Origin of the sequence: Streptomyces lienomycini, from assembly GCF_027947595.1 — a bacterium.
GTDB classification, from domain to species: domain Bacteria; phylum Actinomycetota; class Actinomycetes; order Streptomycetales; family Streptomycetaceae; genus Streptomyces; species Streptomyces lienomycini.
Genome location: NZ_CP116257.1, coordinates 7,021,097 through 7,033,775 on the forward strand (window position 1 = coordinate 7,021,097; position 12,679 = coordinate 7,033,775).

Sequence of the window (12,679 nt, forward strand, 5' to 3'; positions counted from 1 at the left end):
GGCGCCGCCCCGGCCCTGGCCACGCCACGGTGTCCACACCGGGCCCCACCGGGAGCGCCCGCACGGTCCCTGTCACGCGCCCGGCCACCCCGGCCCGCCCGTCCACCCGGCCCGCCACAGCGCCCCGTGTCCCCGCGCAGGCCCCGCGCCGCCCCGTTCCGCAGCTCCGGCCCACCGACCACTTCGCCGAGCTGCTCCTCGGCGTCCTCAGCGGGCGGCGCCCCGTCCACTCGATGCTCCGCCACACGGTCGGCCGCGCCTACGACGACCTGGCCCACCTCGCCGAACGCGGGCCCCTGCGCACCCGCGGCGCCCTGCCCGTCGTCCGCGACATCGGGTACTTCGAGCCCCGGCCGGGCGCCCTGGAGGTCTTCGCCCGCATCGGCGCGGGCGACCGGCTGCGCGCCATGGCCTTCCGCCTGGAGCAGGGCAGGGACCTGCGCTGGCGCTGCACGGCGGTGGAACTCGGCGGTCCCCGCGGTCCCCGGGCCGACGACGACTGAAGCGGGCGCGTGCGGCGCGTGCGAGCGGGCCCGGGCCCGGACAGACCGGAAGGGCCGGTCACCCGCGGGGTGACCGGCCCTTCCCGACCGCTACGGCGCCCGCAGGCCCCGCACCGTCACTTCTTGCGGCGCCGTCCGCCCTTCGCCTGCTTGCGGCGCTCCGCGCGCGTGAGCCCGTCGGACTGGGCCTGACCGGCCTCGCCGTCGGTGAACTCACCCTCGACGACCCCGCCCTCGCCGTCCACGGTCGGCGCGGAGAAGTGCAGGTCACGACGCTGCGGCGCGTCAAGGCCCTTGGCCCGGATCTCCGGACGGGCCCCCGTCTGGGCCGGGACCGCGTCCTGGACGTCCTTCTCCAGCGACGGTGCCGTGTCCTCGACCGGGACCTCCTCGACCTGCTGCTCGACCTGGACCTCCAGGTTGAACAGGTAGCCGACGGACTCCTCCTTGATGCCCTCCATCATGGCCTGGAACATGTCGAAGCCCTCGCGCTGGTACTCGACCAGCGGGTCCTTCTGCGCCATCGCGCGCAGACCGATGCCCTCCTGGAGGTAGTCCATCTCGTAGAGGTGCTCGCGCCACTTGCGGTCCAGGACCGACAGGACGACCCGGCGCTCCAGCTCACGCATGATCTCGGAGCCGAGCTGCGCCTCACGCGCCTCGTACTGCTCCATGATGTCGTCCTTGATGGACTCCGCGATGTAGTCCGCGGTCAGTCCGGCCCGGTCGCCGGCCGCCTCCTCCAGCTCCTCGACGGTGACCTTCACCGGGTAGAGCTGCTTGTAGGCGCCCCACAGCCGGTCGAGGTCCCAGTCCTCCGGGAAGCCCTCGGCGGTCTCGGCCTGCACGTAGGCGTCGATCGTGTCGTTCATGAAGTGCTGGATCTGCTCCTGCAGGTCCTCGCCCTCCAGGACGCGGCGCCGCTCGCCGTAGATGACCTCGCGCTGGCGGTTGAGCACCTCGTCGTACTTCAGGACGTTCTTACGCGTCTCGAAGTTCTGCGTCTCGACCTGCGACTGTGCGGAGGCGATCGCGCGCGTGACCATCTTGTTCTCGATCGGCACGTCGTCGGGGACGTTGGCCATCGACATCACGCGCTCGACCATCTGGGCCTTGAACAGCCGCATCAGGTCGTCGCCCAGGGAGAGGTAGAAGCGGGACTCGCCGGGGTCGCCCTGACGGCCGGAACGACCGCGCAGCTGGTTGTCGATACGGCGCGACTCGTGCCGCTCGGTACCGAGGACGTAGAGGCCGCCGAGGTCTTTGACCTCTTCGAACTCGGCCTTGACCGCCTGCTCGGCGCGCTCCAGCGCGGCGGGCAGGGCCGCCGCCCACTCCTCGATGTGCTCCTCGGGGTCGAGGCCCCGCTGGCGCAGCTCCGCCTCCGCGAGGTCCTCGGGGTTGCCGCCGAGCTTGATGTCCGTACCACGGCCGGCCATGTTCGTGGCCACCGTGACGGAGCCCTTGCGGCCCGCCTGGGCGACGATCGTCGCCTCCCGGTCGTGCTGCTTGGCGTTGAGCACCTCGTGCTGGACACCGCGCTTGCTGAGCTGCTGCGAGAGGTACTCGGACTTCTCGACCGAGGTGGTGCCGACGAGGATCGGCTGGCCCTTGCGGTGCTTCTCCTCGATGTCGTCGACGACCGCCTCGAACTTGGCGACCTCGGTGCGGTAGATCAGGTCGGACTGGTCCTTGCGGACCATCGGCCGGTTGGTCGGGATGGGCACCACGCCGAGCTTGTAGATCTGGTGGAACTCGGCGGCCTCGGTCATCGCCGTACCGGTCATGCCGGACAGACCGGGCTGTTCCTTGTCGTCGTGGTCGTGGCGCTTGTAGAGGCGGAAGAAGTTCTGGAGGGTGATCGTGGCGAGCGTCTGGTTCTCGTCCTTGATGTCCACCCCTTCCTTCGCCTCGATCGCCTGGTGCATGCCCTCGTTGTAGCGGCGGCCGGCGAGGATACGGCCGGTGTGCTCGTCGACGATCATGACTTCGCCGTCGAGGACGACGTAGTCCTTGTCCTTCTTGAAGAGTTCCTTGGCCTTGATGGCGTTGTTCAGGTAGCCGACGAGGGGGGTGTTCACCGACTCGTAGAGGTTGTCGATGCCCAGCCAGTCCTCGACCTTGGCGACGCCCGACTCGTGGATGGCGACGGTGCGCTTCTTCTCGTCGACCTCGTAGTCGCCGGTCTCCTCGATGCCCTTGAGGGTGTTGCCGGCCTCCCCCTTCTTCAGGCGGGTGACCAGCTTGGCGAAGTCGCCGTACCACTTGGTGGCCTGGTCGGCCGGGCCGGAGATGATCAGCGGCGTACGGGCCTCGTCGACGAGGATGGAGTCGACCTCGTCGACGATGGCGAAGTTGTGGCCGCGCTGGACGAGTTCGTCCTTGGACCACGCCATGTTGTCGCGCAGGTAGTCGAAGCCGAACTCGTTGTTCGTGCCGTAGGTGATGTCGCAGCCGTACATCTCGCGGCGCTGGGCCGGGGTCTGGTTGGCGAGGATGCAGCCGACGTTCAGACCCAGGAACTTGTGGACGCGGCCCATCATCTCGGAGTCGCGCTCGGCCAGGTAGTCGTTGACCGTGACGATGTGCACGCCCTCGCCGGACAGGGCGTTGAGGTAGGCGGGCAGGGTGCCGACGAGGGTCTTGCCCTCACCGGTCTTCATCTCGGCCACATAACCCATGTGCAGGGCCGCGCCGCCCATGATCTGCACGTCGTAGTGGCGCTGGCCCAGCACGCGCTTGGCGGCCTCGCGGACGGTCGCGAAGGCTTCGGGCAGCAGGTCGTCAAGGCTCTCACCGTCGGCGTAGCGCTGCTTGTACTCGTCGGTGAGGGCCCGCAGCTCGGCGTCGGAGAGGTCAGCGAAGTCCTCTTCGATGGAGTTGACCTGGTCCGCGATGCGGTGCAGCTTGCGCAGGATCTTGCCTTCGCCTGCACGCATGAGCTTCGAGAGGACGGACACGGGGGTTGGTCTCCTTGCCGGTCGGGCCTGGGACGGTCGGTTTCCTTTGACGGACTGAGCAACGGCCATCGTATGCGAGGACCCCACCGCCCCGGGAGGCTGCCGTAACGGGGACCGTCCACTCCTTGCGTCCAGCTTCGCTGTCCGCTGTCACCCGTTCAACGTCCGGGCACCGCGGATGGTGCCGCACCCCTCGACGAATCGCACGGAACGTGATCGATCATTCACACTCGGCAAAGACGGCACAGGAATGGCGTCCGCCACCGGGCTCCGCGCAGAATCGGCCGATGGAACCCGTCACGCTCACCACCGACCGCCTCGTCCTGCGCACGGTCGGCCCCCAGGACACCGAGGCCGTGTACGCCGCCGCGCAGGACCCCGACATCCGGCGCTGGACGACGATTCCCTCCCCCTACCTTCCGGAGCACGCGCGGAGCTTCACGGAGCAGCTGGTCCCCGACGGCTGGGCGAACGACTCGATGTTCACCTTCGGCCTCTTCCTCCCCGCCGGGGACCTGGTGGGCATGCTCGGCGTCACGATGATCTCCCTGGGCGTCGGCGAGATCGGGTTCTGGGGCACCAAGGAGCATCGCGGCCGGGGCTACGTCACCGAGGCCGCCGTCGCCGCCTCCCGCTGGGCGTTCACGGAGCGGGCCGTGGACCGCCTGGAGTGGCGTGCCGAGGTCGGCAACACGGCCTCCCGCGCGGTGGCCCGGCGTGCGGGCTACACCGTGGAGGGCACGCTGCGCTCCGCGATCAACAACAAGGGCGTACGCCGCGACTGCTGGGTCGGTTCGCTCCTGCCCTCCGACCTCTCCCTCCCGTCCACGTCCCCGTACCTCCCGGCGCCGTAAGGCGACCCCGGCCCCGCTGTCAGACCCACCGCCTATCGTGCGGACGTATGACGACCCTCCCGCCCCCCGCCACGGAACTGTCCGCAGACGAGGCCCGCCGTCTCGCCCTCCGCGCGCAGGGTTTCCTCGGCGCCCCCGACCGCCGCGCGGGCGTCCGCGGTGTCCTCCGTCACCTGGGCGCGGTGCAACTCGACACCATCTCGGTCCTTGCCCGCTCCCACGAGCTCGTCCCGTACGCCCGCCTGGGCGCCGTCGGCCGCCGCACCGTCGACGACGCCTACTGGACGGACACCCACGCCTTCGAGTACTGGTCCCACGCCGCCTGCGTCCTGCCCATCGAGGAGTGGCCGCACTTCGCCTTCCGCCGCCGCGCCTACCGCAACCGCCCGCACTGGAACCACCACCTCCCCGACGGCGACTACGACCGCGTCATCGAGCAGCTGCGCGCCGAGGGCCCGCTGACCGCGACGGACCTGGGCGGCGCGAAGAAGACCAGTGAGTGGTGGGACTGGTCGGGCACGAAGGTCGCCGTCGAGCGCGCGCTCATGTACGGCGAGGTGGTGTGCGTGGAACGCCGCGGCTGGAAGCGGGTGTACGACCTGGCCGAGCGCGCGGTCCCGGCCGCGCTGCTCCACGACGACCTGGACGACACCGAGTGCGTGCGCCGCCTGGTCCGCCTGGCCGGTCGGTCCCTGGGCGTCGGCACGCGCGCGGACATCGCGGACTACCACCGTCTCAAGGCCGAGCAGGTCGACGCCGTGATCGCCGACTCGGGCCTGGTGCCGGTCACGGTGCAGGGCTGGGGGCGGCCGGCCTGGGCGGACCCGGCGGCCCTGGAGACTCCTCCGCGCGGACGCCACCGCACCACGCTGCTCTCCCCCTTCGACTCCCTCGTCTGGGAGCGGGCGCGCACGGAGCGGATCTTCGGCTTCACCCATCGCCTGGAGGCGTACGTGCCCAGGCACAAGCGGGTGCACGGCTACTTCGCGATGCCGGTCCTGGCCGGCGGTCGGCTGGTCGGCCGGGTGGACCCGGCCCGCGAGGGACGCACGCTGGTCGCCAAGCAGGTCACGCTGGCCGGCTCCAAGGCGGCTCCCGCGGTGGCGCAGGCCCTGGTCGAGGCGGCGAGCTGGGTGGATTGCACGGACGTGCGCGTGGAGCGGGTGGACGCACCGGACCTGCGCGACGCGCTCACCGCAGAACTGTCCCGGCTGCTCGGCTGACCGGGGCCGGGCACCGGGGAGGGGAACCGGGGCCCCGGGAACCGGCTCACCGGATCTCGAGGATCTTCTCCCGCATCGCGTACACCACGGCCTCCATCCTGGAGTGCAGCTGGAGTTTCTCCAGGATGTTGCGTACGTGGTTCTTCACGGTGTTCTCGGAAATGAACAGTTCCTTGGCGATGTCCCGGTTGTTCATTCCCGTGGCGACGAGCTTGAGGACCTCCAGCTCCCGGTCCGTGAGCCGGGGCGCGGGCACCAGTCGGCGTTCGTCCGTCCGCTGGATCATCGACTTGAACTCGGTGAGCAGTTTCGACGCCATGGACGGGCTGATCTGGGACTGCCCGTCGGCCACCGCTCGAATGGCGGTGGCCACCTCGTCCGTCGAGATCTCCTTGAGGAGATAACCGGTCGCGCCCGCCTTGATCGCGTCGTAGAGGTCGGCCTCCTCGTCGCTGATCGTCAACATGATGATCTTGGCGCTGGGGGCCACCTCCTTGATGGAGGTGCAGGCCTCGATACCGCCCCGCTTCGGCATCCGCACATCCATCAGGACGATGTCGGGCAGCAGGTCGGCGGCCTTCTCCACGGCCTCGGCGCCGTCACCGGCCTCTCCGACGACCTGGATGTCCTCCTCGGCCGCGAGCACGATCTCCAGGCCGCGGCGGAAGAGGGCGTGGTCGTCCACCACCAGGACCCTGATCGGCTCGTCGCGTGCGGAGGCCGCGTCCGCGTCCGGGCCCATGCCGACGGCCCCGTCGTCGATTCCGTGGTCGACGCCCGCGCCCCGCATCGGTCCGAAACTGTCCGCCATCGTTCCTCCCCCTGAAGGCTGTGGCCCGAGGTCCTGAGCCATCGCCAACCCAGAGCAACGACCCACCGGTTGGGCCGTTGCCGCCATGATTCCATGCCCCGCCGACACCGGGGTGCCCGAGCGGGCAGCCAAGGGGGTCGCACACCCTCGCGCACCGTCGCACACCGGTGCCCCTGGGGGCGCACACGCACTCCAGGGGCACCGGTCAGCGGTCACCCGGCGAGGTCAGCCGCCGAGCGCGTCGCCCGCGTCGGGAGCGTGCGCCTGCGTGACCATCGTGTCCGTGGTCAGGTGGATCACGCCGTAGTCGTAGGCGTGCCGCCGGTAGACCACGCTGGGCTCCTTCGTCTCGGAGTCGACGAACAGGTAGAAGTCGTGCCCGACCAGCTCCATCTCGTAGAGCGCCTGGTCGAGGGACATCGGGGCGGCCACGTGGGTCTTCTCCCGGACGACGAGCGGGCCGTCGCCCTGGACCTCCAGCGAGCCGATCTTCTTGGTGGGGACGCCGTCCTGCCTCTCCGTCGGAACGACGGCGCCGTTCCCGTCGAGCGTCGCCGCTCCGGGTACGTGGTCGGCGACCTCGGCCGCCGAGATCCGACGCGCGCCACGGCGCGAGAAGCGCTTGTCGTGCTGCTTGCGCAGCCGTGCGCCCAGCTTCTCCGCCGCCAGGTCGAGCGCCGCGTAGGGGTCGCTCGCCGCCGCCTCGGCCCGGATCACCGGACCGCGGGAGCGGAGCGTGATCTCCACTCGGTCACAGCGGTCGGCCTGCCGGGGGTTCGGCTCCTTGGACACCTCGACGTCGAGGCTGATCACCTTGCCATCGAGCTTCTGGATCTTCTCCAGCTTCAGCTTCTCGGCCACGTGCTTCCGGAACCGCTCGGGCACCTCGGTCTTGCGGCCCTTGACGACGATGTCCACGCAGAACTCCGTTCCCGGATCGCCCCGCTTCAATGGCGGAGCATCTCCCTTTTGCACCAGGTTCCGGTCCATCCCGAAACCTCGGACTCGGTGACGTCCACCTCCTCCCCCGCGGGCGCGATCTCCACTCCACCGGCGCGGGTGATGACGGTGAAACCCGCAGCACGGCATTCAGATTCGAGAGGTGTGGCCTGCGGCTTTTCCTCACAACCGAACATATCTCGCCCGGACGGATGTCGTCACCCTCTACCGCGGTGTACCTCCGTTCCGGTGAATTGGCCCTCTCATTACCTGCAACGTCGTAAGTTCTCAGTCAGTTCCGGTTTGTTTCGAAGGAATCGGGTGGGGCCGCGACCACTGCCGCGCAGATCGCTTCACGGATCACGCCACCGCCTTCGTGTGAGCCCGTCATTCGGGGCCCGGTCTTCCGTTCCTCTCTGCCTTCCCCTGCGGCCGCCGGATACACAGCCGATCTCGTGCTCCGGTACGTGCCGGGCCCGGTCCGCCGCTCAACGGCGGTGTCCGTCGCCGCGCGCACCGCACGGGCCGCCTCGGACAACGAGGCGCCCGTCGTCATGAGGTCGTCGACCAGAACGACCGCTCCGCCGCCGCGCAGCAGCCCGACGCCGCCCGGAGCCACCGCCAGCGCGCCGGCCAGGTTGGCCAACCGCTGCCGGGCGTCGAGCCCCGTCTGGTCCACCACGGCGTGCCGCTGCCGCAGCACGGCCAGCACCCGGGCGGACGTCCCGGTGCGCCGCAGCTCCCCCGCGGCCGCGAGGGCGATCCGTCGCGCGGGGTCGTGGCCCCGCGTGCGCACCGCTACGGGTGCCGACGGCACGGGTACGAGCAGCAGGGGTCTCCGCACGCACCCGGCTCCCGTGCCGGCGTCGCTCGGCCACGCCTCCCCGGGCGCCTCCCGCAGCCCGAACCGCACCGCCCCCGCCAGCGCCGCCCCGAGCGGTGCCGTGAGGGCCAGTACGCCCCGCTCCTTGTGGGCGAGCAGGGTGGCCCGGACCTCGTCCACGTAGGGCGCGGCCGCGTGCACCGCGGGCAGGCCGGGCGGCTCCGGCGCCGGACGCACCCGGCACGGCGGGGCTCCGCCCAGCGCCGTACGGCACCGGGGGCAGAGCACGGCGCGACCTCTGCCGCAGCCCCCGCACTCGGCCGGCAGCACCAGGTCCGTCAGGTCCTGCCACCATCCACGCACTGTCCGTGTTCCCCGCATGGCAACCACTGTGCCCACACCTGAGGGACCCTGCTGAGCCTGTGGAAAACCGGCCCGCCACCTTCCCGACGCTCTGTGGAAAACCCCGGACGGCCGACTCCGCGTACCCCCCGCACGAGTGAACGCCCGACCCCGTCAGGGCGGTGGGACAGCCCCTCGGGGACAGTGGCGCACCGGTCCGGGGCAGCGGCACACACCGGTGGCGGGCAACGCCGCGCACCCCTCCCCGCAGCGGTACACCGCCCCGGACCACGGGCGCCTCACCCCGGATAGACCGGCGCGGTCCCCTCCGTCACCTTCTGCCACTGGAGCCCGGACGGCAGCCGCACGATCATGTCCTCCGAGTACGCCACCAGCGGCAGCCGCTCGTCCTCGGTCGCGGCGATCTCCTTCACGCCGGTCAGCGCCGCGGGCACCGAGGCTTCCGGCGTCGAGCCGTCGACCTGGACGTAGCCGATCTGCTGGACGCCCCCGCGCTCGCGCCCGACCACCACGAGCCGGCTGTCACCGGCCCACGACATGGCCGTGACCTCTTCCAGCTCGGGGGTCGCGGAGCGCAGTTCGAGAACGGTGACCGCAGGCGGTTCGCCGGCCTTCTCGTCCCGTTCGATCCGTCCGATGAGCAGGGACCGCTTGCCCCCCTTCTCCACGACGAGCGCGATCCGCACCCCGTCGGCGGCCACCCGCACGGCCTGAACGCGCCCGTCCAGTCCCGGCGTCCGCACCTGCACCGGGTCGCCCCCGCCCTCCTTCAGCAGCAGCAGCCGCGGGTCGGCCGGGTTCCGGTCGGCGATCCACAGGTCGCCCTGCGCGTCCCAGCTGGGCGGGGTCAGCCGGTCGGTCTCGGCCTTGCCCCCGCTGACCAGTACCGGCTCACCGAGCGAACCGCCCGGCACCAGTGAACCGACGAACAGCGACTTGCTGTCGAGGGAGATCCCCGCCGCGCTGTGCTCGTCGCGCGAGACCGCCACCGACCGCAGGGCCTTCTGCCCCTCGCCCAGCGGGCCGGGCACCGGCTCCGGCCGGGTCCCGTTGCTGCCCGCGGCGATCCGCACCACGCGGTCGTCGGCGTCGACGAAGTACAGGTAGTCGGGCCGCTGCGCCGAGCCGCGGGTGGCGACCGTGTCGACCCGGTCCTCGGTCAGCGAGCACAGCTGCTTGCCGCCCGAGCGCAGTTCGACCTCCTCCACCGTCGGGGTGAGGTTCTGCAGCGTGAAGAGGAGCTGTGCGGCCATCTCGTCGCACTTGTCCGCACCGGCGCGGGCCGCCTTGTCGTTCAACGGCACGGTCAGCCTGCTGCGGTCGTCGGGCGTCAGCCCGGCGACGCCCTTCGCCAGCGCCGTACCGGTCGGGAAGCTGGACCTGACGACGGGGCTCAGCAGGCTCGTCGGCCCGCTGAGCAGGGACCGCACCACCTGGGTCGTCGGATCCACGCGCCGGCGCACGTAGACGGGGTCGGCGACCGCCGCCGGCTCCCGGCTCGGGCCGGTCTCGGCGTCCGCCCGCACCGCGGTGTTCGAGGCGAAGTAGTACCGGTTGACGGACATGTAGTTCCGCTGGAAGTCCGACTTGCCCATGACGACGCCCTGCGGCACCACGTCGATGCGCCACTGCCCGCTCTTCTCGTCCCGGGTCAGGTGCACCACCTGGCGGTACGAGCCGTCGGCCGGCGAGTACGACTGCTGCGCGTCCACCGTCGCGACCTTGGTGCCGGTCAGGGTGACCGAGTAGTCGTTGGCGTCCTCGCGGTTGGCCGAGTGGTTGGACTCGGTTCCCGGGCCGTCCGCGAGCACCGTCGCCGACCCTTCCGGCCGCCAGTTCTCCGCGGCGTCACGGGTCAGGTACTTCTGCGCCGTCTCGTAGTGCGGATCGTCGCTGGTCAGCGCTTCCAGGAAGCCTTGCACGATGTCGGAGGGCGTGGCGTCCTCCTGCGGCGGCATCGCGAACACCCGTACCTGCGGGTCCTGCCGGGGCGTGGACTCCACCCCCCGCAGGTCGCCGCTGTCGGGCATGGACGCACACCCCGCCAGCAGTACGACGCCGCAGGCCGTGTACGCCATCACGCGTGCCGGCCCCCGCCGACCGCCCCCCTCGCGGTCAGCGCCCACGAGATGCCTCCCCTTGCCTGCTCGATTCCTCCGGCCCGGTCTCCGGGCGGCTCGCCGCCTCCCGGGCCGGCCCGCCCTCCTGTCTCCGGGCGCCCGACACGGGTTTGGGCACCACGCGCGCGCCGTTGCCCGGCAGCGCCGTCGGGTCGGCCGTGGGGGCCGCCGTGGCCGTGCGCGGGGTTATCGGCCCCCGCGCGGACCCCGAGGGGGTCTGCCCGGCCGACGCCTGCGCCGGGACGCCCACCGGCCGGTCCGCGCCGCGCGGACGACCGGCGTCGTCGAGACCCGCGTCATGGAGCCCGCGATTGCGCCGCGAGTCCGTCGGCTCCAGCGGTATCGGCGAACCCCTCAGCGGCTCGTCCGCGGTCCTGGGCAGCGTCAGCCGGAACTGCGAGCCGCCACCCGGCTCGCCCCAGGCCTGCAGCCAGCCGCCGTGCAGCCGCGCGTCCTCCAGGGCGATCGACAGGCCGAGTCCCGTGCCGCCGGTGGTACGCGCGCGTGCCGGGTCGGCCCGCCAGAAGCGGCTGAAGACCCGGGTGGCCTCGCCGGGCTTGAGTCCGACGCCGTAGTCGCGCACCGCCACGGCGACCGCGCCCCCGGCGGCGGCGAGCTTGACGACGACGTCCCGGCCCTCACCGTGCTCGACGGCGTTGACGACGAGGTTGCGCAGCACGCGCTCCACGCGCCGGGCGTCCGCCTCGGCGACGACGGGCTGCTGGTCGCCGACTACGCGCACCCCCGTGCCCTTGCGCTCGGCCAGCGGCTCCGCACCGCTGACGACCCGCCGTACGACCTCCCTGAGGTCTATCGGCTCGGCCTCCAGCGCCGCGGCGCCCGCGTCGAAGCGGCTGATCTCCAGCAGGTCCGCGAGCAGGGTCTCGAACCGGTCCAGCTGGTCGGCGAGCAGTTCCGCCGACCGTGCGGTCACCGGGTCGAAGTCCACGCGCGCGTCATGGATGACGTCGGCCGCCATCCGTACGGTCGTCAGGGGTGTCCGCAGCTCGTGCGAGACGTCGGAGACGAACCGCCGCTGCATCCGCGACAGGTCCTCCAGCTGGCTGATCTTGAGCTGGAGGTTCTGCGCCATCTTGTTGAAGGCCTCGCCGAGGCGCGCGATGTCGTCCTCGCCGGTGACCTTCATCCGTTCCTGCAGCCGCCCGGCGGACAGCCGCTCGGCGATGCTCGCCGCCATCCGTACGGGCGTGACGACCTGGCGCACCACGAGCCAGGCGATGGCTCCCAGCAGCACGACGACGAAGAGCCCGGCCGTCGCGAGGGTGCCCCTGACCAGGCTGAGCGACTTCTCCTCCTGGGTGAGCGGGAAGAGGTAGTACAGCTGGTACGGCTCGCCGTTCGGGTCGTTGACCTGCTTGCCGATGACCAGTCCGGGCTGGGGGTCCTGGCCGGACTTGTAGACGATCCGGGTGTAGCTCTGGGCCGCGGCCGTGCCGTCCTCGATCCGGTCCCGCAGGTCCTCGGGGACGCTGACCTCCCAGACGACCGAGCCGGAGGCACGCGGGCCGCGTCCGCTGCCGCTCTCCCCGCCCATGGGGAGCGTGACGACGTCGAAGGCGCCCTGGCCGCCGCTGGAGAGCGACTTCACCAGTTCGCTCATCCACTGGATGACGTTCTGCGCGGGGCGGCCGTCCGCCGGGGTGGTGTCGTCACCGCCGGAGCTCGCCGCCTCCTCGGCCTTCTGCTTGGCCGCCGTGAACCCGCCGGTGGCCTGGCTCTGGGACGCCCTCACCTTGGCGTCCAGCAGGCCGTTGCGGACCTGCCCGATCACCACGAAGCCGAGCAGCAGCACCACACCCAGCGACATCAGCAGGGTGGTGGCGACGACCTTGAGCTGGATGTTGCGCCGCCACAGCCGCATGACGGGCAGCAGCGGACGGCGCACCCAGCGCATGAACAGACGGAGCACCGGGCTGCCCTGCACCCCGCCGTGGAGCAGCCCGCCCTCCAGCAGACGGCTCCAGCGCGAGCCGGGTGGCTTGTCCCCGCCGGGCTCGGGGCCGACAGGCCGCCCGGCGCGGGCCCCGGACCCGGGCGCCGAAGCGGCACTGTCCCTGGTCAT

At 71.5% G+C, this 12,679-nt stretch carries 9 protein-coding genes; 3 read left to right on the forward strand and 6 right to left on the reverse strand.

All coding sequences use genetic code 11. The features are described from left to right. Positions 1–29: 29 nt before the first annotated feature. Positions 30–503 (forward strand): Rv3235 family protein, encoded by a 474-nt coding sequence (locus BJ961_RS32005; RefSeq protein ID WP_271416254.1) that lies wholly within the window; start codon positions 30–32, stop codon positions 501–503. A 116-nt stretch (positions 504–619) separates the two neighbouring features. Here the strand turns inward: BJ961_RS32005 and secA are convergent, their stop codons facing one another. Beyond that, complete coding sequence (gene secA / locus BJ961_RS32010; RefSeq protein ID WP_271416255.1) at positions 620–3,463, reverse strand: preprotein translocase subunit SecA; 2,844 nt, start codon at positions 3,461–3,463, stop codon at positions 620–622. A 287-nt stretch (positions 3,464–3,750) separates the two neighbouring features. On the opposite strand from secA, the gene BJ961_RS32015 reads away from it, so the two are divergent. Together BJ961_RS32015 and BJ961_RS32020 are read left to right on the forward strand one after the other, a co-directional pair. Beyond that, positions 3,751–4,317 carry a GNAT family N-acetyltransferase gene (locus BJ961_RS32015; protein WP_271416256.1) on the forward strand — a complete coding sequence of 189 codons (567 nt, stop codon included), beginning with the start codon at positions 3,751–3,753 and terminating at the stop codon, positions 4,315–4,317. Between the two features lie 47 nt (positions 4,318–4,364). After that, positions 4,365–5,540, forward strand: coding sequence for a winged helix-turn-helix domain-containing protein (locus BJ961_RS32020; RefSeq protein ID WP_271416257.1), 1,176 nt, complete (start codon positions 4,365–4,367; stop codon positions 5,538–5,540). 46 nt (positions 5,541–5,586) lie between these two features. Here BJ961_RS32020 and BJ961_RS32025 read toward each other — a convergent pair whose 3' ends face one another. From BJ961_RS32025 to mtrB, 5 genes are all read right to left on the reverse strand, one after another. Next, a complete protein-coding gene (locus BJ961_RS32025) occupies positions 5,587–6,351 on the reverse strand; it encodes a response regulator (RefSeq protein ID WP_271416258.1) in 765 nt (254 codons plus the stop codon). A gap of 225 nt (positions 6,352–6,576) precedes the next feature. Continuing rightward, the gene (gene hpf / locus BJ961_RS32030; RefSeq protein WP_271416259.1) at positions 6,577–7,269 is read right to left on the reverse strand and encodes a ribosome hibernation-promoting factor, HPF/YfiA family; all 693 of its coding nucleotides are present in this window, start codon (positions 7,267–7,269) and stop codon (positions 6,577–6,579) included. A 313-nt stretch (positions 7,270–7,582) separates the two neighbouring features. After that, positions 7,583–8,494, reverse strand: coding sequence for a ComF family protein (locus BJ961_RS32035; protein ID WP_271416260.1), 912 nt, complete (start codon positions 8,492–8,494; stop codon positions 7,583–7,585). A 260-nt stretch (positions 8,495–8,754) separates the two neighbouring features. Then, positions 8,755–10,602 carry an LpqB family beta-propeller domain-containing protein gene (locus tag BJ961_RS32040; RefSeq protein ID WP_271416261.1) on the reverse strand — a complete coding sequence of 616 codons (1,848 nt, stop codon included), beginning with the start codon at positions 10,600–10,602 and terminating at the stop codon, positions 8,755–8,757. Further along, a complete protein-coding gene (mtrB, locus tag BJ961_RS32045) occupies positions 10,592–12,679 on the reverse strand; it encodes an MtrAB system histidine kinase MtrB (protein ID WP_271416262.1) in 2,088 nt (695 codons plus the stop codon). The genes BJ961_RS32040 and mtrB overlap by 11 nt, the downstream gene beginning before the upstream one ends.